Consider the following 25414-nt stretch of genomic DNA (forward strand, 5'->3'; position numbering starts at 1 on the left):
GTATCAGCATGTCAGAACCGCTTCTTCACTTCCAGCACGGCGTAATTCTCATGGGTGGGGGAGAGGTTACGGCCTTTGGCGTTAACCAAGCGGGCAGATTCGCGATCAAACTGATCGCGGCCGATGGCGGCGCGGATGTGGCGCTGGCTCTGGGGCAGATGCCCGATGCGGTGATCGGCGATTTCGACTCGGTCTCGGACGCCGCCCGGCAGGCGATTCCCGCCGCCCGGCAGTTTCCCATCGCCGAACAAGACAGCACCGATTTCGAGAAATGCCTGATTCATACGCAGGCGCCGTTTTATCTGGCGCTGGGGTTCACCGGCAAACGGCTGGACCACACGCTGGCAGCAATGACGGTTCTGGCGCGTCATCCGCAGCAGCCTGTCATTCTGATCGGCAGCGAGGATCTGACCTTTCTGGCCCCGGCCGAGGTGCACCTGCCGCTGGCGCCGGGGTGCCGCGTCTCGCTCTATCCGATGGGGCCGGTCACCGGACGCTCCACCGGGCTGCGCTGGCCGATCGACGGGCTGGCGCTCAGCCCCGCGGGCCGCGTCAGCACCTCCAATGAGGCGACCGGACCGGTGTCGCTGTGGCTCGACGGGCCCTGTCTGGTCATGCTGCCCTGCGATGCCTTGGGGCTGGTGCTTGAGGCGATGGGCCTCGCCACCTAGGCGCGGTCAGGGCGCGGGCCGCCCGCGCTCACCCGCTCGCGGTGGATCACATAGAGGCCGGAGGCGACGATGACGGCGATACCGCTCCAGGTCAGCCCGCCGGGGAAATCCCCGAAGAAGACAAAGCCGAACAGGGTGGCGGTGACAATCTCGAGGTAATGCAGCGGGGCCAGTGTCGCCGATGGGGTGAAGGCCAGCGCATAGGTCATCGCCATATGGCTGATGGTGGCGGCCAACCCGACGCAGAACACCCACAGCCAGAAGATCCCCGAGGGCCAGGCAAAGGCAATCTCGCGCGCACCGGCCGCTGTGCCGACCAGCAGGATGGGCAGGCAGATCACCGCCGCCACCACCGCCGTCTGCATCTGCATCACCACCGGATGCGAGATGCGCGACAGCGAGCGCGTGATCAGCATGTAAAGCGCGAAAAACAGCGCCGTGCCGAGCGGAAACAGCGCGGTGGCGCCAAAGGCCGCGAAAGAGGGCTGGATGACCGCCAGCGCCCCGGCAAATCCCACAACCGCCGCTCCAAGACGCCGCGGCCCGACCTGCTCGCCCAGGGCCAGCTTGCCGATGAGCAGAATGATGAACGGCTCGACAAAGGCGATGGCGAGCGCATCGGCAATCGGCATCACCTGCACGGCCGCCACAAAGCAATAGGTGGCGAGGATCGAGACCACCGCCCGCGCCAGTGTCAGCCAGATCACCCGGGGCGTCACGGACATCGGCAGCCGCATGATCAGCACCACCGGCAGCATCAACAGCCCCTGCACCACAAAGCGCGCCAGCGTGACCGTGCCCACCGGCACCGCCTGCGAGGCCAGTTTCGAGGAGACGTCGATCAGCGGCGCCACCAGACAGAAAAAGATCATCAGCGAGACGCCCAGCATCACCCGATCCGCCCCCATCAGGGCGGTGGATACAGGCGGCGGCACGATGGCGGCGGGTGTGTTTTGAGCGCTCATCCGCAAGTGGTAGCGAGCGCCCCGCCGGACGTCCATCCTCATTTCCGCCCCCTGAAGTCTGTCCGCGTCATTCTTGCCGTGCAGCCGATGCTCGGCCCGCATTTGCGGGCATGATCTCCGGCGCATCCCGGGCGGGCACCCTGCCCCGCCACGCAGCACGCCCCCCGGGGGATAGCCCCGCCCGGCCCTGCACTTGCCGCACACCGGCAGAACCCCAAGACGGCCAGAACAGACGCCATCACGTCGCTTTCCGGCCTTGCCCCCCGCGCGCAATCGGGCAGTCTGGGGCAAAGCTCAGAAAGGCCCCGGATGTTCCTCAGCGTTTTCGACATGTTCAAGGTGGGCGTCGGCCCTTCTTCCTCGCATACGATGGGGCCGATGGTCGCCGGGTCGCGCTTTCTGGACATGCTGCGCGGGCTGCCCTTCGCGGTGCATGGGCTGCGCGCCAGCCTGCACGGCTCGCTCGCCTTCACCGGCAAGGGCCATGCGACCGACCGCGCGACGATCCTCGGCCTCGCCGGGTTCCTGCCCGAGACCTATGACGCCACCGCCGCCGAGGCCGCCCTCGCTGCCAACCGCGAGACCCTGACCCTGGCCCCGCCGGGCCTGCCCGCGCTGGTCTTTGATCCGGCCAAGGATCTGATCTTCGATTTCGGCCCCGCATTGCCGGGCCATGCGAATGGCATGGTGTTGATGGCCACCGATGCCCAGGGCGATGTGATCGCGCAAGAGACCTATTATTCCATCGGCGGCGGCTTTGTGCTGACTGCCGATGAGGCGGCGGGCGTCACCGACAAGTCACTGCGCACCCCCTCCTCCGTCCCCTTCCCGTTCCAGACCGCCGCCGAGATGCTGCAGATGGCCGCCGGTTCCGGAAAGAGCATCGCCGAGATGAAACGCGCCAATGAGCGGCGCTTTCGCACGGATGCCGAGATCGACGCCGGGTTGAAGCGGATCTGGTCGGTGATGAACGACTGTATTGAGCGCGGCATGGCGACCGAGGGCATCCTGCCCGGCGGGCTGAAGGTCAAGCGCCGCGCCAAGGGCATCCGTGACGCGCTGATCGCCGAGCGCGGCATGAACCTGACCGCGCCGCATGTGATCAACGACTGGATGTCGACCTATGCGATGGCGGTGAATGAGGAAAATGCCGCCGGGGGGCAGGTGGTGACCGCACCGACCAATGGCGCGGCAGGCGTGGTGCCCGCGGTGATCCGCTACTGGCTCGACCATGTGCCGGGGGCCTCTGCCGCGCGGGTGGGCGAGTTCCTGCTGACCGCCGCCGCCGTGGGCGGGCTGGTGAAGCACAATGCCTCGATCTCGGGCGCCGAATGCGGCTGTCAGGCCGAGGTCGGTTCGGCGGCAGCGATGGCGGCGGCGGGGCTGGCGGCGGTTTTGGGCGGCACGGTCACCCAGATCGAGAATGCCGCCGAGATCGCGCTGGAGCATCACCTCGGGATGACCTGCGATCCGGTCAAGGGTCTGGTGCAGGTGCCCTGCATCGAGCGCAACGGCCTTGGCGCGATCAAGGCGGTTTCGGCGGCCAGCCTCGCGCTGCGCGGGGACGGCACGCATCTGGTACCGTTGGATGCGGCGATCGAGACCATGCGCCAGACCGGCCGCGACATGCATGAGAAATACAAGGAAACCTCGCTGGGCGGGCTGGCGGTCAACGTCCCGAATTGCTGAGAACGGGGGCGGGCGCGGCCAGAGGTCGCTGCCGCCCAATTCCCCGCTGCGCGATACTTGAACTTCGCCGCGCCGCCCGCTAGAGATTTGCCTGCAGGAAGTGTGGCCGAGTGGTTTAAGGCTCTAGTCTTGAAAACTAGCGTAGGGGGAACTCTACCGTGGGTTCGAATCCCACCGCTTCCGCCAATCATCCTTGAAATTGTTCATGAATTTGTCGGCGGCAGGCTCACCCCCCGACGTATCAGCCTAAGTTTTTGCGCTTGGTTGCGACAGACGCTTCGGTCTCGTCTTTCATCACAATTTACAACCCCTGCGCGCGCGTAGGCTGTTGTCTGCCAGAGCCGCCTGCACATCCCCCATGTCACACCCCGCGCCGCGGGCCCGCTCTGCGGCATCATCGCGGCGACAGAGCAATTTCCGCGCGCCGGTTGGGCGGTGGCTGCCGCTGTGCCGTCAATGCCCGCGGGTAGTCGACGGATGACAGCTGCGCGGCCAGCAAGGCGGAAAACCGGGGGCGTGAATGCCGGGCCGGAAAGCCGAGGTGGAAAGACCACTTTTGCTGGCAGGAACTTGCCCGTATCGGACAACAATGCCGCCCCCCGGGCAACGCCACGCGCCACAGTCAGGACCGGGCAACATTCTTGGTGGTTTCGTGAAACTTGTTCTCGCGCGTGTCGCCCATCAGATGACGGCTTTCCAGAAAGCCGCGCTGCTGACGGTAAAAATCCGACAGGAAATCCCAATGATCCGCCACGAGCACCGGCCCCTCATAGCCGGTTTTGCGCTGGATCGTGCGTGCAATCGCGTCAATCCGGGCCTGCGCCTGCGGCGTCTGGGGCCGGTCGCGCAGGATCGCTTCCAGCGCCTGCAACTCAAAGCGCCCATAAATCCCCAATTGCTGCGGACTGAAGCGAAAACCTGCCTTGGCGCTGACAGCCTGCGAGGCAAGATCCGGCAACAACAGCGTCGCCGGCTGCTCGACGACCAGGGTTCCGGCCAGAATATCGCCCAAACGCTGGTTGCGCCGGTTGAACAGCGGCACGCTGAGCACCGCGATCATCCAGCCAAACAGCGCCCAACGCTCGGGGCCGGCCAAAGCGCTGTCGCCCAGCAACATCGCGATGGGCAAAAACACCTCGATCTCTTTCATCAGATTGCGGGCGGTGATCTGATAGGGGCTCAGGCGGGTACCATCGGCGCTGATCACCCGGATCCTGGTCAGTTTTTTGCCCAGGGTACGGCCGTTCCAGACCAGCTCGGCAAAAATGTAATAGGGGGTGCGCAGCAGGAAAACGAGCAGGAAGAACAGCGTTGCGATGAAGGACAAGTCCAGCACCTGCAGCCAGACCAGCATCAGCAGCAGCAGGCCGCCATAGGTGAGCAAAACATCCAGAAACTGCGCGCCAAAGCGGCTGCCCCGGGTGGCGAGCATGAACTGGATCGGCACCCCTTCCGGCGGGTGAATGATCAGCCGCTTGTCCTTCATCCGCGGCCCCCTGACGGCGCGCGTCCGCCGCAAAGAACCCACAAAAGCCACAGCCCCCCGACGCCCCAGCCAATCGCCAGACGCCATTGCGTCGTCTGCACGATCTGGCGCAGGAATCCCTCGATCCCGGCCGCGACGATCAGCATCAGACCGGCGAGGATCATCAGCGTCACCGCATCCGGCCCGACCCGGCGCAGCGCCGCGCGCCGCGTCTCATGGCCCGGTTGCAGCACTGCCAGCCCCAGCTGCGCGCCCCCCGCGCAGGCAATCGAAATCGCCGAAATCTCGGTCACCCCATGCACAGAGAGCCAGCCAAAGGCCTCATATCCCAGCCCCGCCGAGGCAAAGAGCGCGTAAAACGCCCCCAGCACCAGCCCGTTGTAAAAGGTCAGCACAAAACTGGGCAGCGCGGCAAAGATCCCCAGAGCAAAGGTGAAAATCGCAATCTGCGTGTTGTGCGAAAACAGGAAAGCGGCAAATACACCCATGGTGTCGCCGTCGCGCCCGCCCCCGTCAAACAACGTGTCCCGCAGATATGACACAGAGGCACCCGGCGCGCGCCCGTCCGACAAGCCACTGGGAACAAAGCTGAAAAACCAGCTCTGATCCTGTTGAAACAGCACATAGCCCACCAGCACCCCCAGCGCCATTGCCAGAAACCCCAAGAGCAGCGGCGGCCAGGCCCGCCGCACCGTCTGTGGCACCCGTTGCGTCAGGAACCGGCCCAGCACGCCGCGGATGCTTTCTTGCGGCGCATAGACCACCAGATAGGCGCGCGCGCAGAGCGCCTCGAGATAGCGCTCCAGCGCCTGATCCATCGAAATCGCCCGCGCAAGGCTGAGCGCGTTCATCGCCTGCCGGTAGAGGCTGGCCAGATCGCGCGCCGCCTCATATCCCAGCGCCGCGACGCCTGCCTTTTCGGCGCGCGTCACCAGCGCCTCCAGCTGGCGCCAGCTGGCCTCCCGCTCGGCCCGAAAGCGCGAGGAGCGGATCAGATCGGTGCGGTCCTGCGGGGCGGTGCTCATATCAGCTCCCGGGCTTTGATGTCGATATAGCGCGAGATCAGCGCCGCCGTCAGCCGCTCGGGCGTGGTGTCGAGGCACAGCACCCCCAACCGGTTGAGCCGGTCGAGCACCGATTGCCGCTCCTGCGTGACCTGCCGGGCCGCAACCGCCAGCGCCACCGCGTCGAGATCGCCCTGCTCGGGCCGCATCAGCGCCGATATCTCCGGGTCGCGCAGCGCGACATAGAGCACCAGATGCTGACGCCGGATCACCGCGAGGTTCTCGACCAGCAGATCCACCGTGACGCTGTCCGAGAAATCCGAAAACACCACCACCAACGAGCGGCGCGACACCATGCTGTTCAGATGGGTCAGGCCCAGCGTATGGTTGCTCTGCGCCTCTTCGGGGAACAGGTCAGCGGTTTCCGCCCGGATCAGACCGAAGGCTGCCCGCCCCGGACGCGGCGGCAGGAATTTTCCCGGGCGGCTGCCAAAACTGTAAAAGCCCACGGTATCGCCGCCCAGCCCCCCGGCCCAGGCCAGCCCCAGGGCGGCATTCAACGCCAGATCAAAACGGCTGAGGGACCCGATCCGCTCGCCCATCAGATGGCCGCTGTCGAGGCAAAGGATGATCTGATGGTTGCGTTCGGCCCGGGTTTCGCGCGCCACCAGCCGGTGCATCCGCGCCGAGCGTTTCCAGTCGATCATCCGCGGATCCATATCGGGCTGAAAGTCCCGAAACTGATGAAACTCCGACCCCTGCCCGCGCAGCCGCATGGTTTTCAGCCCGTCGGTCAGCGGCAACATCTGCATCTGGATGTCGCCGTTCAGCACCGGCGCAATGTCGGGATGAATGCTGATCGTCAGATCCAGCGGCCAGGAGGGCAGGATCTCGAACAGCCCAAAGCGCGAGGGGAAACACAGCCAGAGCCGGTCCAGCCGCCCCTGCCCGCGCGCACGCAGCCGGATCGGCAGTTGAAGTGCGTGGCTCTGCGCCCCCGGCTCCGGCGTCAACGAGACCTCAGCCGCTTCCGGCGCCAGATGCGCATCATGCCCCAACCGCAGCGCGATCCGCGCGGGCAAGGCGCCCGACAACGTGGCAATGGTCAGTGCCAGCGGCACCTCCGACCCGACAAACCCGGCACCCGGCGCATCGGCCGTCAGCCGGTAGCGGCGCGGGCCGGGCGATGCCAGCAGATCGGCCAGCGCCACCAGCGCCAGCCCGCCCCAGAGCACCAGCGCATAGGTCGCGCCCGCGGGCGTGATCAGCCCGATCAACAGGCTCAGCGCAGCGATGCCAAGGCAGAGCGCGATCAGAGAACGGGCCGGACGCATCTCAGCGCGGCGCGTCGGCGCGTTGCAGGATCATCGCCAGCACATCATCGGGGTGCCGCCCGTCGATCTCGGCCGAGGGGCCCAGAACCAGACGGTGCCGCAGCGCGGGGATGAACAGGCTTTGCACATCGTCGGGCAGCGCATAATCGCGCCCCTCCAGCGCCGCTTTCGCGCGCACCGCGCGGGCCAGCGCATCGGCGGCACGGGTCGAAGCGCCGTGCAGGATGTCGCCATCATGGCGCGTCGCGCGGACCAGATCGACGATATAGGTCAGGATCGTCGGATCGAGGCGGATCGAATCCACCAAGGCATGCCCCGCATGCAGCGCCTCACGCGAGAGGATCTTGCGCAGGTTGACGCGCCCGCTGTCGGCCGCGAGCGGCAGCCCGGCATTCTGGGTCAGAATGTCGATTTCGGCCTGACGATCCGGAAAATCCACCAAAAGCTTGAACAGGAACCGGTCCAGCTGCGCCTCGGGCAGCGGATAGGTGCCGTGCTGCTCAATCGGGTTCTGCGTCGCCAGCACGAAGAAATCACCCCCCAGCGCATAGGAGGTGCCGTCAATCGTCACCTCACGCTCGTTCATCGCCTGCAAGAGCGAGGATTGCGTCTTGGGCGGCGCGCGGTTGATTTCATCGGCCAGCAGGATGTCGGTGAAAACCGGCCCCTGCGTCAGGCGAAAGCTGTTGGTTTCAAAGTTGAAGAGGTTCACCCCCAGCACATCCCCCGGCATCAGGTCGGGGGTGAACTGGATGCGCCCGAAGGTCAGATCAATCACCTGCGCGAGGCTGCGCGCCAGCAGGGTTTTCGCCGTGCCCGGCGGGCCTTCCAGCAGGCAATGGCCGCGCGCAAAGACCCCGATCAGCAGCATGTCGATCAGCGGCGCCTGCCCTTGGACGACAGAGCCGATTTCGTGGCGGATGTCAGCGGCGAGCGTTTGAAATTCAGGCAGATCCATGATGGTCTAGGACTTTCTTGCGAAGGGATTGGTATTGATCGAGCGCGCGCATCAGCGCTGCCGGCCCGAGTGCGGCATCGCCGGTCAGTCGGCGGCTGGTTTCCGCGAAGTCGCGCGCGAGGGCCGGGTCGCGCCGGGTCAGCAGCGCCAGCACCCGCTCGGTGCTGCCCGCGCTCGCCTCGCGCCCGAAGAAGGTTTGCGCCAGATCCTGCAGATCGGCCTGCACGAAATCGGCGGCCAACCGGGCATCGGCCCCCGACAGCCGCAAAAGGCGCGCTTTCGCCCCCAGCGACAGCCGTTTCGAGCGGTCCCGGGTGATGCCGGTGTCCCCCGAACTCGGCCCGGAACTCGGCCCGGCCCCCACCCCGGCAACGGGGCCAAAGCGGCGCTGGCCCCGCCAGAACACCACCCCGAGAACGATCAGCAGCGCCGCCCAGAACAGGCCAAAGGGATAGGTCAGAAAGCGCGCGAATTCGGCACTGCCGCGGGTGTAATCCTGCCGCTCATCATCGCGGTCAACGGCGGTCAAAAGATCGGGGCTGAAATCGACATAAACGGTTTGCGGCCGGTCCGCCGGGATCAGCTCTGCCACCAGTCTTGGCGCGAAAGCCGCATTTTCGGCCACCGCCAACCCGTGATTGTTCAGCAGATCGGGGTCAGAAAGGAGCAAAACCGGCCCCTCGCCCCCCGTCATCTGGCACGAAACCACCAGCGCGCCAGCCGTCATCCCGATGATTTCTGTGCAGGAATTCGGCAATGTCGCGCGCTCAAAGGTTTGGGCGTGAAACAGGGCCATCTCTTGCCCCTCCGGCATCGTGGCGGGCAAAAATGCCGCGCCCGCCTGCTGAACCTCGACGCGGGAAACGCCAATCTGCCGCAAGACCCGCCGCAGTGACGACCGCGCGAGCAAGGATTGGCGATGCGCTACCCCCAGCTCAACCATCGCGCCACTCCATTTGGGCAGCATGATCAGCGTGGGAATTTCCGACAGCTTGGTCGCCAGCGTCTCTTCGTCAATATCGCGCAGGCTGGTGGCAGCGATCCGGTCGGCACGGTCGCGCGGCGTGTCAGAGGTGCGGTGCAGATCGAGGTCATAGAGCGGCAGGATCCGCAGCCCCAGATCCTCCACCAAAGGCGACTGATAGGGATGCGACGCCCGCGCCGCGATGCCCGCCGCTTTCAGCGTGCCGGTCAATGCGCCAAAGCCGATGGGCGAGGCGTCCAGCTGCCGGTCGCGCGCACCCTGCGCCGCAAAGGCCAGCAAGAGCCCAAGCCCCGCCACGCCCAGAATGCCAAGGCCAATCAGCAGCCCCGATGCGCCACCCGACCGCTCAGCCATGCGCGCCCTCTCCGCCCGGGGCCTGCCCCAAAAGCAACGCGCGGGCCGCCTGCAAAGCCGCCTCAAAGCTGCTGGCGCCGACCGGGCGGCCGCCATAATGCGCCAGCTCCGCCGTGGTCAGGATCGTGCCCAGCCCCTGCCGATGCGCGTACCGGCCGGGCAGGCGCGCGAAAGCGCTCCGCTCGGTATCCGAGCGGGCAAAGCGGGTTTGTGTCGCGGCCCCGGCGCTCAGCAGGCAATGGCGCAACAAAAGCACGAGCGCCGCCCCCCGATCCGGCATCGACGCAATCTCGGCGAGAAGCTGCGCCGGATGGCGCACCGCCTCCGCCGCCGAAATCTGCCAGCCGTCCGGTGCAGTGGCGCCTTTGGCTTTCGCCTCCCGCGGTGCGCGGGCCAGCAACGCGCCACCGCCGCCGAATTTCGCCCAGGCCACCAGCGCCGCGACAATCAAGAATAGCGCCAGCGCCACGCCAAGCCCCCTGCCCGAGCCGGAAAAATCGGGCGCTACGAAATCGGCGCTTTGATCTTCCTTGCCGGAAACAAGCTTCCCCTCCAGCCGTGTGACGTAGCTGACATCGGTCCGCACCCCGAGTGCAGCGGCCCGCGCCCGGTAGGCCGTGGCATCCGGGGACACGGGCGTGACCCCGGGCGGGTTCACCACCTCAAGGATACGGTAACTGTCGTTCTCGGCCGCCTGCGCCACCGCCGCGAGGGGCGCAAGGCAGGTCAGGGACAGGATCAGTGAAACCCGTGCGGGCCAAGCGCCAGACCCTGCCATGTCACCGACCATCAGGCGAAAACGGCGGCGTCACTCAACGGATTGAGCGGATCGGGGCCAAAGCGGTTCGCCCCCTCTGTGCCCTTGAGGAGCAGCACAACCAGCGTCGCGATGCCGATTACAATGCCGATGACCGGGATGTTCGAACCGATGTAAAAGCCCAGAACCCACCAGCCCGACAGGTTTTTGTCGTGGAACCGCCGCACCGTCACCGCGATGGCGGGCAGTTGCAGCGCCACAAACACGACAGCGCCGATGATGATCAAAAGCCAGCCCACAATGCCAACGCCATTGCCGAAACTGTTGCTGGCCACACCGAAGAACAGGCCGCCCAGCGCCGCGCCCGCGACCAGCATCACCAGCCACATGAACAGCGTGAACCACCAGAATTCAGACCGCGCGGCGCGCCCGGAAAAACGGAACTATTTTTCACGCAAACAGCTGCGCACGGCTTCTGAAAATCCCATCACCAACTCCAAAATCAAAACGTCTTATGGCGCCAGACTTAACGAAATCGTGATCATTGGCAAGCGCCCGCAAATGCCGGAAGCGCCCCCCCGCCGACGGGCGCAGACTGACGGGCACGCATCCACCCGCACGCAACAACGGGCACGCAACGACGGACACGCAACGACGGGCACGCGCCCGCCGGCAGATGCCGCCGGATCGGACGGGCCATGCCTGACCGCCGAACAGGGCGCACCGTCACCCCCCGAACCTCCGTCCCTCCCACGGCCCCGCGCCACGACCGCACAGGAGCAACCGCGCATGAGCAACGCTGACGGCGCAAGCACCGCCGTGCCCCCCTCAGAGCAGACCGCGGGCCTCGACATGGCTGCCGCTCAGATCCTTGCGCACATAAAACCCGTTGGGGATGGCGTCCTGCACGAGGGGCACATGCGAAATCAGGCCCACAGCCCGGTTCTGGCTGACCAAAGTTCCCAGCACCTGCAAGACCTGCTCCAGCGTGCCCGAGCCGTTTTCGGTGTCCAGACTGCCGAAACCTTCGTCAATAAAGATCGTATCAAGCCGCACCTTGCCGCTGGCGCTTTCCACGATATCGGCCAGCCCCAACGCCAGCGCCAAAGCGGCGATGAAGGTCTCGCCGCCCGACAGGGTCGCGGTCGGGCGCGCCTTGCCGGTAAAGATGTCAAAGACCTGTATCCCCAGACCACGCCGCCCGCGCCCGGCGCCCTCCATCTCGCGCTCAAGACGGTAGCGGTTGGAGGTCATCGGCCCCAGCCGCTGATTGGCGGCACCCAGCACCTGATCGAACATCGCCCCGATGGCAAAGGTCTCCAGATCAAGGTTCAGCGCATTCTTGGCGTCAAACAGCGCCGCCAGCTCCCGAAGCGGGCCCGTTGCCGCCTCTGCCGCCTCCAGTCGCGCGAAGGTGGCGGTCAGCTCGTCCTGCAGCGCCGCCAGCTGCGCCCGCCGTGCCCCGGTCGCGGCCGCCGTGGCGTTCGCCTCGGTCAGCGCCACCTCGGCCGCGGCCAGATCCGCCGCCGCGGCGTCAAGATCGGGGCGCTCCAGCCCCTGAATGGCCGCCGCCAGGGACGCCGCCGCCTCTTCGGCATTGCGCAGGCGGCGGTCGTGCTCGGCCAATGTTGCGCGGTCGGCATCAATGCTGGCAATCGCGGGTTTGAGCGCCGCAAACGCCGCCGCGGTCAGCCCCGCCGCAGACAGCCGCGCCGCCAGATCACGCGCCGCATCCGCGTGGCGTTCGTGGCAAAGCGCCGCGTAACGCTCCGCCGCCTCAAGATCCTTGCGCGCCGACAGGTCCGCCTCGCGGGTGGCTTGCGCCGCCGTTTCCGCCGCCTGCTGCGCCGCGACACGCGCCCGCAAGGCGCCCTGCTCGCGCGCAAGGGTCTGCGCGAGGGCCGCCGGATCGCGCAGCGCCTCGGGCACCACCGAAAGCATCTCGGCCAACCGTGCCTGCGCCGTTGCCGCCCCGGTCTCCGCCTCGGCGCGCGCGTCACGCCGCTGATCGCGGGTGGTCTCGGCGGTGGCCATCTCCTGATCCAGCCGATCAAGTTGCGCCTCAGCCTCCCCAAGATCACCCGGCGCGGGCAAAGCCGACAGCGCCTTGCGGGTTTCCGCCTCGGCCGCGCGCAAGCTGGCGGCGCTGTCCGCCGGGCGGGTCAAAGCGGCCAGGCTCTGCGCGCGCACGGCAAGCGCGCCCTGCGCCACGCCCAGCGCGCCTTCGCTGCGGCGCGCTTGCGCATCCGCCTGCTCCCAAAGCGATGTGGCGCGGCGGGCGGCCTCGTCCAGACCCGCCCCTTCCAGACCCGCCTCTGCCGCGCCGCCTTGCGCGGGGGCGGGATGCGTCTCGGCACCACAGACCGGACAGGGCGCGCCGGGGCGCAACTGCGCCGCCAGCTGCGCCGCCTGCGCCTGCGCCAGATGCGCGGTGGCGGCCTCCACCGCCGCGCGGGCTTCTGACAGCCGCTGGCGGTCCGCCGCACAGAGGCCCTCTTGCCGCGCCACGTCCTGCGCCGCTTGCACCCGGGCAGCCTCCGCCGTCTCGAAAACCTCGGCGGCGGCCCGTGCCGCCTCGCGTTGCGCCAGCACGACGGTCAGGTTTTGACGGGCCTCGGCGGTTTGGCGGGCAGCTTTCAGCACCTCTGCCTGCCGCTTGCGCGCCTCGGCGAGCGAGGCAAGAGCCGCCACCGCCCCCGAATGCGCCGCTTGCGCCGCTTTTGCCTGTTGATCGGCCCGCAGGGTGGCATCGCGCATCCCGGCCGCCTGCACCAGAACCTCCTGATGCCGCGCCAGCGTCTCCACCTGGCGGCGCAGCATGTCTGTCTCATCCGCCCGGGCCTGCTCGGCCGCCAGTGCCCCGGCAGCCGTTGCCGCCGCCGCCCCGGCCGCGGCCGCCAGCTCCTCCTTCGCCTGCACCTCCCCGGCGGCCGCCGTCGCTTCGGCCGCGGCCTTCAGCACCAGCGCCTCCACATCCAGAAGCCCGCGCGCACCTTCCGCATCGCGCAACCGCGCCGCCAGCTGCGCCATGTCGGGCACCTGCGCCCGCACCGCCGCCCGGGCCTCCTGCGCAGAGATCGCCGCCTGAAACTGCATCTCGACCGCCTGCGCCGCCTGCAGCGCCTGCTGGGCGCCCGCGACCAGAGCCCGGCTGCGCGCGGCCGCCTCCTGCTCAAGCACCTGCGCGGCGGTCACCGTCACAATACCGGCGGTCAGGGCCTCGGCGCTCTCGAACCCCTCAGCCGAGAGACGGCGCACCGAAAGCGCCCGCTCTTCACGGATCTCGCGCTCCGCCGCCTCGGCCTCGGCCCGGGTCCGCGCCACCAGGCGCCGGTAGAGCGAGACATCGAAAAGTTCGCGCAGGATCTCGACCCGCTCCTTGGTCTTGGCGGCGAGGAAGGTCTCAAACCGGCCCTGCGGCAAGAGCACGATCTGGCGGAACTGCGCCGGGCCATAGCCCAGCAGATCAACCACCGCCGCGGCCACCACGCCCACCTTTTTCTCGGCCAGGATCTTGCCGCGATGCCCGGCGGTGATCTCCCCCAGCGCCATCCCGGTCGCGTCGAACAAGAACGCCTCATGCGGCTCGCGCGTCTCGCCCTGCCCGCGCTGCTTGGGGCGGCGCTGCTCGGGCCGGCGCAGGATCACATAGCGGTTGGCGCCGATGTCAAAGACCAGCTCCACCTCGGTCAGCAGATCCGCGCCCGCATGGTCCGAGCGCAGGGAGCTGGCCTCCTGCTCGGATTTTGCCGCCTCGCCAAAGAGCGCAAAGGTCATCGCGCTGAAGATGGTGGATTTGCCCGAACCGGTCTGGCCGTAAATGCCAAACAGCCCCGCCGCCACTGCCGCGCGAAAATCGATCACCTCGCGGCCCGCATAGGGGCCAAAGGCCTGCAGCGTCAGCCGGACCGGCCTCATGCCGCCTCTCCCGCATCATCGCGATCGAGCGCATGCAGGCTGCGCGCCACCACGGCCAGTTCCTCCGGGCGCATCCGCTCGCCGCGCACGCCTTCGAGGAAATCGCCCACCACCGTCAAGGGATCGGTCACCTGCCGCCCCCGCGTCAGCGCCGATTTCACCTCCGGCGCGGCGGCGTCGCGCGCATAGGTCAGGTCGCAAGCATTGGGGAACACCTCGCGCAGGCGCTTCATCGCGTCAATCACCGGCACCGGATCGGTCAGGATCGCCTTGATCAGATCTTGGGACGGCGGCGCGAGCAGCAATTCGGCATGCGTCCCCCGCAGCACCCGAACCCGGCGCAGAGGCACAAACGGCAGCACCTCGATCTGCACACCGCCTTCGGCGTCCATCTCGACCAGATTCATGGATTTGGCGGCCTCCGCCTCGTCAAAGCCAAAGGCCAGCGGTGCGCCGGAATAGCAGACATGCGGAAAGCTGATCGCCTGCGGGCGGTGCAAATGCCCCAGCGCGACATATTGCGCCCCGGCAAAGATCTCGGGGCGAACCGTTTCGATCCCGCCGACCCGCGCCAGCGGGCGCTCGGCATCGCTGTTCTCGGCACCCGCCACAAAGGCATGGGCCACGATCACCCAGCGCACGTCCGGGGGCAGATGGCGGCGGGCTGCCGCAACCTGCGCGGCCAGCACATCTTCGGGGTTCTGGATGCTTTCATCGTCAAAACACGCGCGCGCGGCATATTCATAGCCAAAGGGCAGCGCAGAGAACGCCACCGGCCCTGCCGCATCCGAGAGGATCAGCGGCGGCTCTTCGGCGCAAAGCGCCCCCCGGATCAGCGCGCGCCGCCGGTCGGTCAGGATCGACATGGATTCGATCCGGTCGCCGGAATCGTGATTGCCCGCGATCATCACCACCGCCGCCGAGCTCTCCTGCGCGATGCGTGTCAAAAAGCCGTTGAACTGCCGCACCGCGGTGGAAGGCGGCGCGGCGCGGTCGAAAATATCCCCCGCGATCACCAGCACATCCACCCGATGCGCGACAACCGCCTGCACGATCTGCGCCAGAATGGCCTCTTGATCCGCCTCGAGCGCGATTCCGTTGAACTGGCGGCCCAGATGCAGGTCGGCGGTGTGAAGAATGCGCATGAAGGACCCAACATCTGTTTGAAAGCGACATGATTTTTAGAGGGACTGCGCCCCGGGAAGTCAAGGCAACTCCCGCCCCGCCGCCGGGCGTGCCGGCGCGACGGGCGCCCGGCCACCGCGCGGCACCGCCCGATCACGGATTTCTGACAGGCCCGGGGCGGCTGAAAACCGCATCAGCGCTGCTTGCGCACTTTTCTTGCAACGCCCAAGCGGATAAGGTTCCCGCGCATCGGATGGCGACGGGCAGGCAGCTGGCTGACCGATGCGACAATGAAACGGCCCGGCAAGGGCGGATCCGGCAGCGAGCGGCCACGGCCGCCAAGGGGGCAGAATGGCAAGACGGGTGTTGCAGCCGAAGGTCGTGGGCATCGCGGGGCTGATGGTGATCGGGATGACCCTGGCCGGATGCGACAGCGCCCCGGGCTTTCTCGGGGGCAAAGGCGGGTCGGGCGCATCCGACACCGCCCCGCGCAGCGCCAGCTCCACCCGCCTGGTCGAGCGCGATGTCGAAGCGCCGGAAATCTTCTCGGTCGATGATCAGGGCCTCTGGGATGGCCGCCCCTCGCTCGGCGGGGTCTGGGTGGCGCATCCGACGGTGAAAGACCCCGAACGGGTGATCATCCGCAACACCGCCAACGGGAAATTCGTCATCGGCGCGCTGTTCCGCCGCGAGTTGGACAATCCCGGCCCGAAATTCCAGGTCTCCTCGGATGCGGCGGCCGCCTTGGGCATGTTGGCCGGGCAGCCGGCCAAACTCTCGGTCGTGGCGCTGACGCGCGAAGAGGCCGCAGGGGCGGAGGCCGTCGAGGCCCCCGACGCCGCATCGGATGTGGTCGCCGCGCCCGGCGGCGCCCTGGCCAGCGAGAGCATCGAGGCGCGGCCGATCGACCAGATCACCAGCGCCGCCGCCGGGGCGATCGCGCAGGCCGAAACCAAGCCTGCCGCGCAACCCGCCGCTGCCGCGCCGAAAGCGGCCGCCAGCCCGGCGGCATCTCCCGCGCCCGCCAAACCCGCATCCACCCCGGCCGCGAGCGGCAAGATGCTGATCCAGATTGGCATTTTCAGCACCGAAGCCAATGCGAAACGCGCCGCCAGCCAAATGAGCGCGGCCGGTGTCACCGCCACGGTGAAAACCGAATCCAGCCAAGGCAAAACCTTCTGGCGCGTCGTGGCCGGCCCTGCCGCCGATGTCACCGCGCGCGAGGCCATGCTGACCAAAATCAAAGGGCTCGGATATTCCGATGCCTATGCCGTGACGCGCTGATCTGGCGCGTCTGCCTGACCCGGCCCCCTCTCCCAGCGGGAAGGCGGCCGGGGCCCATCTCAAGCCCCACAGCTTCGGGGCGAACTGAACCGGACCGATCCGATGACCCGCATGACCCACAGCACCCAGCCGACCCCGCTCACCCGCGCCCGCAAGGCCCGCCGTGCCGGCTCCGCCCTCCGGCATGCGCTGATGCTCTGCCTGGCCCTCGCCCTGCCCGCGCCGCTTCTGGCGCAAGAGCCGCATTTCGAAACCAATGCGACGGCGGCCTGGGTCTATGACATCTCGACCGGCACCGTTCTGCTGTCGAAAAACGCCGACACGCCGCTGCCCCCCGCCTCCATGTCCAAGCTGATGACGCTGAACATGCTGTTCGAGGCGCTGAAGGACGGGCGCGTCACGATGGACACCCAGTTTTCGGTCTCGAGCCGCGCCAAGGCGATGGGCGGCTCGACCATGTTCCTCAATGAGATGGACCGCCCGCGGGTCGAGGATCTGATCCACGGCATCATCATCAACTCGGGCAATGACGCCTGTGTGGTGGTGGCCGAAGGGCTGGCGGGCTCGGAAGAAGCATTCGCCAAACTGATGACCGAGCGGGCCAAGGCGCTCGGCATGGAAAATTCGCATTTCGCCAATGCGTCAGGCTGGCCGGATCCGGGCCAGCGGATGTCGATGCATGATCTGGGCATTCTGGCCACGCGCCTCATCACGCAGTTCCCGGAATATTACCCGTTCTTCAGCATGTTGCAGTTCAACTACGAAGACCGCGCCCCGGCCAACAGCCACAACCGCAACCCGCTGCTAAAACTCGGCGAAGGCGGCGACTGGACGGCGGACGGGCTGAAAACCGGCCATACCGAAGAAGCGGGCTATGGCCTCGTCGGCTCGGCGCAACAGGGCGACCGCCGCGTGGTTTTCGTGATCACCGGGCTGGAGAGCGACACCGCGCGCGCCAAGGAAGGCGAAGCGGTGGCCAACTGGGCCTTTCGGCAGTTTGTGAAAAAGACGGTGGCGACCAAGGGCCAGCATCTGGCCGAAGCGCCGGTCTGGCTGGGGGCTGCGCCGAGCGTCGGGCTGGTGCCGGGCGGCGATGTCTCGCTTCTCCTGCCCGCGCTGGCGGCGGATGGCGTCAGCGCCAAGGCCGAGTTCTCCGGCCCGGTCGAGGCCCCGATCACCGCCGGGCAAAAGCTGGGCGAGCTGGTGATCGACGTGCCGGGCATGGCGCAGCACCGGGTGGATCTGGTGGCGGAAAGCGATGTGGCCCCGGGCGGCTTCAGCGTCCGGCTGAAAACCGCCGTGGGGCGGCTGATGAGCCGGGCGATGGACGCTTCGGGCAGCTGAATGTTCATCACCTTTGAAGGCATCGACGGATCCGGCAAATCCACGCAGGCGCGGCTGTTGGCCGAGGCCCTGCATGCGGAGGGCCATGTGGTCCGCGCCACGCGCGAGCCCGGCGGCTCGCCCGGCGCTGAGGAGATCCGCCGGCTGGTGCTGGAGGGGGACCCCGACCGCTGGTCAGCCGAGAGCGAGCTCCTTCTGTTCACCGCCGCCCGGCGCGACCATCTGGAGCGCACGATCAACCCGGCGCTGGCGGCGGGTGAGGTGGTGATTTGCGACCGCTTTGCCGACAGCACGCGGATGTATCAGGGCCTCTCGCGCGGCGATCTGCGCGCCACGGTGGATGCCCTGCATCAGATGATGATCGGCCGCGAGCCGGACCTGACGTTTCTGATCGATATTGACCCCGCCGTCGGCCTTGGCCGCGCCTTGGGCCGCAAGGGGCATGAGGAACGGTTTGAGGATTTCGGCCTGCCGATGCAGGAGAAAATGCGGGCGGGCTTTCTGGCGCTGGCAAAGGAATTCGCCCCGCGTTTCCGGGTGATTGACGGCGACCGCGCGCCCGAAGCCGTTGCCGCCGATGTCACCGCCATCGCCCGCGCCGCGCTGGAGGCCCGCGGATGAGCGGTGACGAGGGCCATCCCGAACCCGACCGCGTCGAAGGGGCACCGCATCCGCGCGACACCGCCCGCCTGCTGGGCCAGTCGCGCGCGGAAGCGGCCTTTCTCGAGGCCTATGCCACCGGGCGGCTGCACCACGGCTGGCTGATCACCGGGCCGCGCGGCGTCGGCAAAGCCACGCTCGCCTGGCGGATCGCACGCTTTCTGATCGCCACACCCGAGGCCGAGGAAGATGGCCTTTTTGGCGCGCCGCCCCCCCCTGCCAGTCTGGACATCGACCCGCAGCACCCGGTGGCCCGGCGGATGGCGGCGCTGGCCGAGCCGCGTTTGCAGCTGACCCGCCGCCCCTATGACGAAAAAGCCAACCGCCTGAAACAGGACATCACGGTTGAGGAAATCCGCAAGCTGAAGAGCTTTTTCCAGCTTTCCTCTGCCGATGGCGGCCGCCGGGTGGCGATTGTCGATTGCGCCGATGAGATGAACACCTCGGCCGCCAATGCGCTGTTGAAACTATTGGAAGAGCCGCCCGCCGGTTGCACCATCCTGCTCATCGCGCATCAGCCCGCGCGGCTTTTGCCCACCATCCGCTCGCGCTGCCGCGAGTTGCGGCTGACCACGCTCGATGCCGCCGATATGGCCGAGGCTTTGGTCGCGGCGGGCGCGCATCCCGAAGATCCGGTGGCGCTCGCGGCGCTTTCGGGCGGCTCGGTCGGCGAGGCGATCCGGCTGGTGAACCTCGATGGGCTGAAAAGCTATGGCCGTCTGGTGGATCTCTTCTCCACCCTGCCCCGGCTTGACCGCCCCCGCGCATTGGCACTGGCCGAAGCCTCGACCGGGCGCGGCAATGAGGCGAAGTTTGACCTGATGCTGGGGCTGATGGACCTGTTCCTGTCGCGCCTGGCGCGCACGGGTGTGATGGGCCCGCCGCAGCCCGAGGCGGCGCCCGGTGAAGCGGCGCTGATGGCGCGGCTTTGCCCGGATATGGGGCGGGCGCGCAAATGGGCGGCATTGCACCAGTCGCTGGGCGCGCGCGCGCGGCATGGACAGGCGGTCAACCTTGACCCTGCCGCGCTGGTCATGGATATGGTTCTGGAGATTTCCGCAGTGGCAGAGGGTGCCGCCGCCTGAGCGCGTCTGACCGGGCCCGCCCCGGCCCCCGCATTCTGACCCAATACTTTGAGGACGGCAGATGAGCCCGAAGCCCGACGATATGCCCCAAACCACTGGTCCTGCGACCGAAGCCCTGCCCGAAATCGTCGACAGCCATTGCCACCTCGATTTCCCGGATTTTGACGGCGAACTGCCCGAGATCATCGCCCGCGCCCGTGCGGCGGGGGTCACGCGCATGGTCACCATCTGCACCAAACTGCACACCGAGGCCAATGTCCGCGCGATTGCCGAGGCATATGAGGGCGTGTTTTACGCCGCCGGTACGCATCCGATGCGGGCGGGCGAGGAAAAGATGACGAGCGTCGAGGAGTTGGTCGCCCTCGCCCGGCATCCGAAATTCGTGGGTCTGGGTGAGACCGGCCTGGATTACCACTATTCCGCCGACAGCGCCGAGGCGCAGAAAACCTCGCTCCGCATCCATATCGAGGCGGCGCGGCAGACCCGCCTGCCCCTGATCATCCATTCGCGCGATGCCGATGCCGATATGGCGCAGATCCTGACCGAGGAATTCCACGCAGGCGCCTTCACTTGCGTCATGCATTGCTTCACCTCCTCGCCGGAACTGGCGAAAGCCGCGCTCGATCTCGGCTTTTACCTGTCGATGTCGGGCATCACTGCATTCCCGAAAAGCCAGGAGATCCGCGATATTTTCGCGGCCGCCCCGCTCGACCGGATTCTGGTCGAGACCGACGCCCCCTATCTCGCGCCGCCGCCGCATCGGGGCCGCCGCAATGAACCCGCCTATACCGCCCACACCGCCCGGCGCGGGGCCGAGGTGTTCGGCCTCAGCTACCCCGATTTCGCGGCGCAAACCTCGGCCAATTTCGACCGGCTGTTCTGGAAGGCCGCCCGGACGCCACAGGTGCCTGCATGAACCGTCTGCGTTTTACCATCCTTGGCTGTGGCTCCTCGGGCGGGGTGCCGCGGCTCGGCGGCGATTGGGGGGAATGCGATCCGACCAACCCCAAGAACCGCCGCCTGCGCTGCTCGATGCTGGTCGAACGGCTGGGGCCGGAGGGCACCACACGCGTGCTGATCGACACCTCGCCCGACATGCGCGCCCAGCTCCTCGCGGCGGGTGTCGGAACGCTGGATGCGGTGGTCTATACCCATCCGCATGCCGACCATGTGCATGGGTTGGATGACCTGCGCCAGATCACCTTCAACATGCGCCGCCGCCTGCCCGTCTGGGCCGACCAGCCGACGCAAGCGGCGCTGATCGACCGCTTCGCCTATGTTTTCGTGCAGCCCGAGGACAGCAATTACCCCCCGATCTGCGATCTGCACACGATCCGGGGGCCGTTCAGCATCGCCGGCGCCGGGGGCGAGATCGCCTTTACGCCGTTCGAGGTGGAGCATGGCAATATCCCGGCTTTGGGCTTCCGCATCGGCGGCCTCGCCTATCTGCCCGATGTCTCGGCCATCCCCGAGCCGGTCTGGGCGGCACATTTGCAGGGCCTCGACTGCTGGATCCTCGACGCGTTGCGCCGCACACCGCATCCGACGCATGCGCATCTGGCGCTGGCGCTGGAATGGATCGAGCGGGCGCAACCCGCCAGTGCCGTGCTGACCAACATGCATCTCGACCTCGACCATGACACGCTGGCCGCCGAGACCCCTGACCATATTCGCCCGGCCTATGACGGCCTGGTGCTGGAGTTCCCCGTCTGATGCAGAACCTTCTCGACGTCATCCTGCCGGTGTTTCTGGTCATCGGCTTTGGATATGTCGTGAGCTGGCGGGGGCTTTTCTCGGAAAGCGCGGTCGAGGGGGTGATGCGTTTCGCGCAGAATTTCGCCGTGCCGGTGCTGCTGGCGCGCTCCATCGCGCGGCTCGATCTGCACGCGGGATATGATGCGGGGCTGATGCTCTCGTTCTACATCGGGGCCTTTGCCTCGTTCGGGATCGGTCTATTGGGCGCGCGCTATCTCTTCAACCGCCCGGCGACCGATTGCGTCGCCATCGGGTTCTGCTGCCTGTTTTCCAACTCCCTCCTCCTCGGCATCCCGATCACCGAGCGCGCCTATGGCACCGCCGCGCTGACCGGGAATTTCGCCATCATCTCGATCCATTCGCCGATGCTCTACACGATCGGGATCACGATGATGGAGGCGGTGCGCTCACGCGGCAGTGCCAATTCGCTGCCGCAGGTGGCGCTGAAGGCGCTGGCCGGGGTGCTGCGCACGCCGCTGGTGCTGGGCATTCTTTGCGGCTTTGTCATTCAGGCGCTGGCGGCCCTCGGCCTCGATCTGCCAAAGCCGATCTGGTCGGCGATGGATATGATGGCCGCCGCCGCGCTGCCCGCCGCGCTTTTTGGCCTTGGCGGCGTGCTCTTCCGCTACCGTCCCGAGGGGGATGTACAGCCGATCGTCATGGTCACGCTCTGCTCGCTCGTCGTGCATCCGGGCATCGCCTATCTTCTGGCGCGCTATGCCTTTCACCTCGACACGGCGGGACTTCGCTCGGCCGTGATGACGGCGGCAATGGCGCCGGGGGTGAATGCCTACCTCTTTGCCAATATGTACGGCGTGGCCAAACGCGTCTCGGCCTCCTCGGTGCTGGTGGCGACCGCCGTGTCGGTGCTGACGATCTGGATCTGGCTGGCCATTCTGCCCTGAGCGCGGCTCAGAGATCGAGGACCATCCGGTGGCGCACATTCAGCCGCCGCCCCATTTGCATCGGCGGTGTCGTGAGTTCGATGCGAAAGCCCTCACGCTCCCAGAACGCCCGGCCCCGCGGGTTGTCTGCCAGCACCGCCAGCACCAGGCGCCTAGCACCGCGCAATTCGGCCTCTCGCCGCAGATGCCGCAGGAAGCGCTGGCCCCAATTCTGCCCCCGCGCCTCCGGCGCGAGCAAGAGCAGGCCGAGATAGGCGTCGCGGGCCTCGGGATAGCCAAAGCCCAGATCGGCAATGCCGGCCAGCACCGGCGCGCCCTCGCCCGCCCCGTCCCCCTGCGGGTGCGGCAGATAGAGCCCCAGCTTCAGCGAGCGCGCGGGATCACATCCCGGCGGCACATCGGCAAAAAACTCTTCAACCAGACCCATGTCCGGCAGTGTGCCGGTCTCCAGCTGCACATAATCCGCCGCGCGACGGTAAAAGGTCAGCACAGCATCGGCATGCGTCCGGGCCATAAGGGGGCGGATGATCGCGGTTTCCGGCATAGGTCCATAAAATCCATTCGCGCCGCCATGGAAAGCGAAAAGCGCGCCGGTCGCCCGGCGCGCTTGTCCCTTGCGGTCGGCGGCAGCTCAGTGCGGCGTGACCCCGCGCAGACGCTCGGACCGGCGGCGCAGCAATTCCACCGTGGTCAGCAGCGCGATCGAAATGATCACGAGGATCGTCGCCGCCGCCAGAATCTCGGGGCTGATGCGCTCGCGGATGCCGTTCCACATCTGGCGCGGGATGGTCTGCTGGCTGTGGTCGGCGACAAAGAGCACCACCACCACCTCGTCAAATGAGGTGACAAAGGCAAAGAGCGCGCCCGAAACCACACCCGGCAGGATCAGCGGCATGATCACCTTGAAAAAGGTGGTGCGGGGATTGGCCCCGAGGCTGGCCGCCGCGCGGATCAGCGATTGGTCAAAGCCGACGAGGGTGGCGGTGACGGTGATGATCACGAAGGGGATGCCCAGTGTGGCATGGGCGAGGATGATGCCCGGATAGCTGTAGGCCAGCCCGGTTTTGGAGTAGAAGAAGAACAGGCCCGTGGCGGTGATGATGACCGGCACGATCATCGGCGAGATCAGCACCGCCATGATCAGCCGGCGGTAGGGCATTTCGGGACGCGAGAGCCCGAGCGCGGCGAGCGTGCCAAGGCCGGTGGCGACGATGGTCGAGAAGACCCCGATGATGATCGAATGCTTGGTCACCTGCAGCCATTGCGAGTTATCCCACAGATCGGCCCACCAGCCCGCCCCTTGAGCGGTCTCGGGGGCCACCATGCCAAAGGTCACCAGATTGGCATACCAGCGCAGGCTGTAGCCCTCGGGGTCGAAGGAGAGCATCTTGGGCGTGAAGGTGAAATAGGGCTCGGCGTTGAACGAGAGCGGGATCACGATCAGGATCGGCGCGATCAGGAACAGGAAGATCAGCGCGCAAATGACGCGAAACGTGTAGTACCAGGTCTTTTCCAGCGGGGTGGCGTAGGTGGGCAGGGCCATCTGGGTCTCCTTGGCGGGGTCGTCTTGGGCGGTGACGCCGGGGGCGCTGCCCCCGGACCCCCGGGATATTTTCAATCAGGCAAAGGCGGCGAGCCGTCAGCCCAGTTTCAGATTGTCGATGCCGACGAGACGGTCGTAGAGCCAGTAGAGGATCAGCACGCCGAAGAGGAGAAGACCGGCGAGAGCAGCGGCGAGCGACCAGTTCAGCGACTTTTGCATGTGGAAGGCGATCAGGTTCGAGACCAACTGGCCATCGGCGCCGCCGACCAGCGCGGGGGTGATGTAATAGCCCACCGCGAGGATGAAGACGAGGAGCGCGCCCGCGCCGATCCCCGGCAGGGTCTGCGGCAGATAGATGCGGCGGAAGGCGGTCCAGCTGGTGGCGCCGAGGCTGCGGGCCGCGCGCACATAGCTGGGCGGGATCGGCCGCATCACCGAATAGAGCGGCAGCACCATGAAGGGCAGCAGGATATGCGTCATCGCGATGATGGTGCCGATCTGGTTGTACATCATCTGGATGCGGCCATCCTCGCCGATGATGCCCAGCGCCACCAGAATGTCATTCACCACGCCCTGACTTTGCAGCAGCACCATCCAGGAGGTGGTGCGCACCAGAAGCGAGGTCCAGAACGGCAGCAGCACCAGGATCATCAGCAGGTTGGATTTGGCCATCGGCAGGATCGCCAGCAGATGCGCGATCGGAAAGGCGAGGATCAGGCAGCAGCAGGTGATCAGGAGCGAAAGCGCGAAGGTGCGGGTGAACAGGAGCTTGTAGATCGCCTGCCCCTCATCGACCTTCACGATCTCGCCCTGGGCATTATGCGTGAGGTCGAGCGCGGCGAGGTAGAAATCCGCCGTATAGGCATGCGAGGCACCGCGCATCACCTGCCACAATGCCGGATCGCCCCATTTGGCATCAATGGCCAGAAGCGCGTCCTTGTAGGGCGGGGTCAGGTTGTCCGCCTTGCGGGCCGAGCCGGTGAACAGGCTGCGCGTGCCGGAATAATCATAGTTGATCCGGGTCCCGGCAGAGCCTGCGGTCTTGTCGTTCTTCATCGTGACCAGATCGGCGGCGAGGGCGGCATAGGCCGTCTCGTCGATCTCGGACCCGGCGGGATGTTCGTCAAACCATTTCCCCAGCGCCGGAGCGGCCGAGGAGAAGCTGTCATTGTAGATCGACTGCCAGAGCATCTGGCCGATGGGAAACACAAAGCTGATCAGCACGAAGAGGAACAGCGGCGCCACCAGCGTCAGGGCGCGGCGCTTGGCGCGGCGCTGCGAGTGGGCGAGCGCTTCTTTCAGCGGCATCCCGTCAGCAGTGGTCAGCGGGGCGGTCATATCGGTCATCATCGGTCCTTTGACACCGGGCGGCAGATGTGGGGGCAGCGTCCCCCAGAGGGGTGCGGGCTCAGCCTCATCTGCGCGGGTCGACATGGGTCAGGGGTGCCCTGCCGCGGGGGTGGTGCGGCGGTGGCGGGGGGGGGGGGGGGGGGTGTCCCCCCCCCCCCCCACCTCCCCCCCCCCCCCCCACCCCCCCCCCCCCCCCCCCCCCCCCCACCCCCCCCACCCCCCCCCCCCCACCCCCCCCCCCC

At 67.1% G+C, this 25414-nt stretch carries 21 protein-coding genes, 1 tRNA gene and 1 pseudogene; 10 read left to right on the top strand and 13 right to left on the bottom strand.

The features are described from left to right. Nucleotides 1-8 precede the first annotated feature (8 nt). Nucleotides 9-671, top strand: a complete 663-nt coding sequence (locus tag ACEN2S_RS20940; RefSeq protein ID WP_441870150.1) for a thiamine diphosphokinase — start codon at nucleotides 9-11, stop codon at nucleotides 669-671. Here ACEN2S_RS20940 and ACEN2S_RS20945 read toward each other — a convergent pair. Then, the gene (locus ACEN2S_RS20945; protein WP_441870189.1) at nucleotides 668-1579 is read right to left on the bottom strand and encodes a DMT family transporter; all 912 of its coding nucleotides are present in this window, start codon (nucleotides 1577-1579) and stop codon (nucleotides 668-670) included. The genes ACEN2S_RS20940 and ACEN2S_RS20945 overlap by 4 nt on opposite strands. A gap of 366 nt (nucleotides 1580-1945) precedes the next feature. Here ACEN2S_RS20945 and ACEN2S_RS20950 point away from each other — a divergent pair, with 366 nt between their 5' ends. Both ACEN2S_RS20950 and ACEN2S_RS20955 read left to right on the top strand, forming a co-directional pair. Continuing rightward, nucleotides 1946-3325 carry an L-serine ammonia-lyase gene (locus tag ACEN2S_RS20950; protein WP_441870152.1) on the top strand — a complete coding sequence of 460 codons (1380 nt, stop codon included), beginning with the start codon at nucleotides 1946-1948 and terminating at the stop codon, nucleotides 3323-3325. Between the two features lie 96 nt (nucleotides 3326-3421). Further along, nucleotides 3422-3511 (top strand) — tRNA-Ser (locus ACEN2S_RS20955). Between the two features lie 436 nt (nucleotides 3512-3947). Here the strand turns inward: ACEN2S_RS20955 and ACEN2S_RS20960 are convergent. The 9 genes and pseudogenes from ACEN2S_RS20960 to ACEN2S_RS21000 form a co-directional block, all read right to left on the bottom strand. Beyond that, on the bottom strand, nucleotides 3948-4811 hold the full coding sequence (locus tag ACEN2S_RS20960; protein ID WP_441870154.1) for an RDD family protein: 864 nt from the start codon (nucleotides 4809-4811) through the stop codon (nucleotides 3948-3950). Further along, entirely contained in the window at nucleotides 4808-5836 is a 1029-nt protein-coding gene (locus tag ACEN2S_RS20965; protein WP_441870156.1) for a stage II sporulation protein M, read from the bottom strand. The genes ACEN2S_RS20960 and ACEN2S_RS20965 overlap by 4 nt, the downstream gene beginning before the upstream one ends. Beyond that, a complete protein-coding gene (locus ACEN2S_RS20970; protein WP_441870158.1) occupies nucleotides 5833-7149 on the bottom strand; it encodes a DUF58 domain-containing protein in 1317 nt (438 codons plus the stop codon). The genes ACEN2S_RS20965 and ACEN2S_RS20970 overlap by 4 nt, the downstream gene beginning before the upstream one ends. Nucleotide 7150: 1 nt before the next feature. Further along, a complete protein-coding gene (locus tag ACEN2S_RS20975; RefSeq protein ID WP_441870160.1) occupies nucleotides 7151-8107 on the bottom strand; it encodes an AAA family ATPase in 957 nt (318 codons plus the stop codon). After that, nucleotides 8094-9446, bottom strand: coding sequence for a hypothetical protein (locus tag ACEN2S_RS20980; RefSeq protein ID WP_441870161.1), 1353 nt, complete (start codon nucleotides 9444-9446; stop codon nucleotides 8094-8096). Before ACEN2S_RS20980 ends, ACEN2S_RS20975 begins: the two co-directional genes overlap by 14 nt. Next, the gene (locus tag ACEN2S_RS20985) at nucleotides 9439-10224 is read right to left on the bottom strand and encodes a hypothetical protein (protein WP_441870163.1); all 786 of its coding nucleotides are present in this window, start codon (nucleotides 10222-10224) and stop codon (nucleotides 9439-9441) included. Before ACEN2S_RS20985 ends, ACEN2S_RS20980 begins: the two co-directional genes overlap by 8 nt. 11 nt (nucleotides 10225-10235) lie before the next feature. Beyond that, nucleotides 10236-10634: pseudogene (locus ACEN2S_RS20990) on the bottom strand (DUF805 domain-containing protein); the annotation flags it as partial. A 397-nt stretch (nucleotides 10635-11031) separates the two neighbouring features. After that, nucleotides 11032-14121: an AAA family ATPase gene (locus tag ACEN2S_RS20995; protein ID WP_441870165.1), complete on the bottom strand. Its 3090-nt coding sequence runs from the start codon at nucleotides 14119-14121 to the stop codon at nucleotides 11032-11034. Next, nucleotides 14118-15266 carry an exonuclease SbcCD subunit D gene (locus tag ACEN2S_RS21000; protein WP_441870167.1) on the bottom strand — a complete coding sequence of 383 codons (1149 nt, stop codon included), beginning with the start codon at nucleotides 15264-15266 and terminating at the stop codon, nucleotides 14118-14120. The genes ACEN2S_RS20995 and ACEN2S_RS21000 overlap by 4 nt, the downstream gene beginning before the upstream one ends. A 331-nt stretch (nucleotides 15267-15597) precedes the next feature. Here ACEN2S_RS21000 and ACEN2S_RS21005 point away from each other — a divergent pair, with 331 nt between their 5' ends. From ACEN2S_RS21005 to ACEN2S_RS21035, 7 genes are all read left to right on the top strand, one after another. Next, nucleotides 15598-16530 (top strand): SPOR domain-containing protein, encoded by a 933-nt coding sequence (locus ACEN2S_RS21005; RefSeq protein ID WP_441870169.1) that lies wholly within the window; start codon nucleotides 15598-15600, stop codon nucleotides 16528-16530. A gap of 192 nt (nucleotides 16531-16722) precedes the next feature. Beyond that, complete coding sequence (locus tag ACEN2S_RS21010; RefSeq protein WP_441870190.1) at nucleotides 16723-17874, top strand: D-alanyl-D-alanine carboxypeptidase family protein; 1152 nt, start codon at nucleotides 16723-16725, stop codon at nucleotides 17872-17874. After that, on the top strand, nucleotides 17875-18495 hold the full coding sequence (gene tmk, locus ACEN2S_RS21015; protein ID WP_441870171.1) for a dTMP kinase: 621 nt from the start codon (nucleotides 17875-17877) through the stop codon (nucleotides 18493-18495). After that, nucleotides 18492-19619 carry a DNA polymerase III subunit delta' gene (locus ACEN2S_RS21020; RefSeq protein WP_441870173.1) on the top strand — a complete coding sequence of 376 codons (1128 nt, stop codon included), beginning with the start codon at nucleotides 18492-18494 and terminating at the stop codon, nucleotides 19617-19619. Before tmk ends, ACEN2S_RS21020 begins: the two co-directional genes overlap by 4 nt. Before the next feature lie 61 nt (nucleotides 19620-19680). Next, nucleotides 19681-20535: a TatD family hydrolase gene (locus tag ACEN2S_RS21025; RefSeq protein WP_441870175.1), complete on the top strand. Its 855-nt coding sequence runs from the start codon at nucleotides 19681-19683 to the stop codon at nucleotides 20533-20535. Then, nucleotides 20532-21332: an MBL fold metallo-hydrolase gene (locus tag ACEN2S_RS21030; RefSeq protein ID WP_441870177.1), complete on the top strand. Its 801-nt coding sequence runs from the start codon at nucleotides 20532-20534 to the stop codon at nucleotides 21330-21332. The genes ACEN2S_RS21025 and ACEN2S_RS21030 overlap by 4 nt, the downstream gene beginning before the upstream one ends. Next, nucleotides 21332-22279 carry an AEC family transporter gene (locus ACEN2S_RS21035; protein ID WP_441870179.1) on the top strand — a complete coding sequence of 316 codons (948 nt, stop codon included), beginning with the start codon at nucleotides 21332-21334 and terminating at the stop codon, nucleotides 22277-22279. The genes ACEN2S_RS21030 and ACEN2S_RS21035 overlap by 1 nt, the downstream gene beginning before the upstream one ends. Nucleotides 22280-22286: 7 nt before the next feature. On the opposite strand, the gene ACEN2S_RS21040 is transcribed toward ACEN2S_RS21035, so the two are convergent. The 3 genes from ACEN2S_RS21040 to ACEN2S_RS21050 all read right to left on the bottom strand — a co-directional run bounded on the left by ACEN2S_RS21040 (nucleotide 22287) and on the right by ACEN2S_RS21050 (nucleotide 25169). Further along, nucleotides 22287-22823 (bottom strand): GNAT family N-acetyltransferase, encoded by a 537-nt coding sequence (locus tag ACEN2S_RS21040; protein ID WP_441870181.1) that lies wholly within the window; start codon nucleotides 22821-22823, stop codon nucleotides 22287-22289. Nucleotides 22824-22910: 87 nt separating this feature from the next. Next, the gene (locus tag ACEN2S_RS21045) at nucleotides 22911-23822 is read right to left on the bottom strand and encodes an ABC transporter permease (RefSeq protein ID WP_441870183.1); all 912 of its coding nucleotides are present in this window, start codon (nucleotides 23820-23822) and stop codon (nucleotides 22911-22913) included. 96 nt (nucleotides 23823-23918) lie between these two features. Next, complete coding sequence (locus ACEN2S_RS21050; RefSeq protein ID WP_441870185.1) at nucleotides 23919-25169, bottom strand: ABC transporter permease; 1251 nt, start codon at nucleotides 25167-25169, stop codon at nucleotides 23919-23921. Nucleotides 25170-25414 lie beyond the last annotated feature (245 nt).

Origin of the sequence: Phaeovulum sp. W22_SRMD_FR3 (assembly GCF_052113705.1) — a bacterium.
Taxonomy (GTDB): Bacteria; Pseudomonadota; Alphaproteobacteria; order Rhodobacterales; family Rhodobacteraceae; genus JBGQOG01.